Below are 1,594 nucleotides of genomic sequence, written 5' to 3' on the forward strand. Positions count from 1 at the left end.
TTTTTTGCCAGTTGTTGGGCTTTCCAACAATGTTTGCAAGGAATGTTTTTTCTTGTTTTTTGTGGAGAGTTTGATCCTGGCTCAGGACGAACGCTGGCGGCGTGCTTAACACATGCAAGTCGAACGGAAAGGCCTAAAGCTTGCTTTGGGTACTCGAGTGGCGAACGGGTGAGTAACACGTGGGTGATCTGCCCCTGACTTCGGGATAAGCTTGGGAAACTGGGTCTAATACCGGATAGGACAATCGTTTAGTGTCGGTTGTGGAAAGTTTTTTCGGTTAGGGATGAGCCCGCGGCCTATCAGCTTGTTGGTGGGGTAATGGCCTACCAAGGCGTCGACGGGTAGCCGGCCTGAGAGGGTGGACGGCCACATTGGGACTGAGATACGGCCCAGACTCCTACGGGAGGCAGCAGTGGGGAATATTGCACAATGGGCGCAAGCCTGATGCAGCGACGCCGCGTGGGGGATGAAGGCCTTCGGGTTGTAAACCTCTTTCGCTAGGGACGAAGCTTTTTGTGACGGTACCTAGAGAAGAAGCACCGGCTAACTACGTGCCAGCAGCCGCGGTAATACGTAGGGTGCGAGCGTTGTCCGGATTTACTGGGCGTAAAGAGCTCGTAGGTGGTTTGTCGCGTCGTCTGTGAAAGCCCGGTGCTTAACACCGGGTCTGCAGGCGATACGGGCATAACTTGAGTGCTGTAGGGGAGACTGGAATTCCTGGTGTAGCGGTGGAATGCGCAGATATCAGGAGGAACACCGATGGCGAAGGCAGGTCTCTGGGCAGTAACTGACGCTGAGGAGCGAAAGCATGGGGAGCGAACAGGATTAGATACCCTGGTAGTCCATGCCGTAAACGGTGGGCGCTAGGTGTAGGGGTCTTCCACGACTTCTGTGCCGTAGCTAACGCATTAAGCGCCCCGCCTGGGGAGTACGGCCGCAAGGCTAAAACTCAAAGGAATTGACGGGGGCCCGCACAAGCGGCGGAGCATGTGGATTAATTCGATGCAACGCGAAGAACCTTACCTGGGCTTGACATATACAGGACCGGGCCAGAGATGGTCTTTCCCTTTGTGGCTTGTATACAGGTGGTGCATGGTTGTCGTCAGCTCGTGTCGTGAGATGTTGGGTTAAGTCCCGCAACGAGCGCAACCCTTGTCTTATGTTGCCAGCGGTTCGGCCGGGGACTCATGAGAGACTGCCGGGGTTAACTCGGAGGAAGGTGGGGATGACGTCAAATCATCATGCCCCTTATGTCCAGGGCTTCACACATGCTACAATGGTCGGTACAACGCGCTGCGAGCCTGTGAGGGTGAGCGAATCGCTGAAAGCCGGCCTCAGTTCGGATTGGGGTCTGCAACTCGACCCCATGAAGTCGGAGTCGCTAGTAATCGCAGATCAGCAACGCTGCGGTGAATACGTTCCCGGGCCTTGTACACACCGCCCGTCACGTCATGAAAGTTGGTAACACCCGAAGCCCATGGCCTAACCCCTTTGTGGGAGGGAGTGGTCGAAGGTGGGATCGGCGATTGGGACGAAGTCGTAACAAGGTAGCCGTACCGGAAGGTGCGGCTGGATCACCTCCTTTCTAAGGAGC

1 rRNA gene is annotated in these 1,594 nt (G+C 55.8%); it reads left to right on the forward strand.

Annotated features, from left to right (window positions below):
- Window positions 1-58: 58 nt before the first annotated feature.
- Window positions 59-1,585 (forward strand): 16S ribosomal RNA (locus NQ050_RS10985).
- Window positions 1,586-1,594: the final 9 nt, after the last annotated feature.

It is taken from the genome of Corynebacterium sp. 122RC1 (assembly GCF_024580955.1).
Taxonomy (GTDB): domain Bacteria; phylum Actinomycetota; class Actinomycetes; order Mycobacteriales; family Mycobacteriaceae; genus Corynebacterium; species Corynebacterium kozikiae.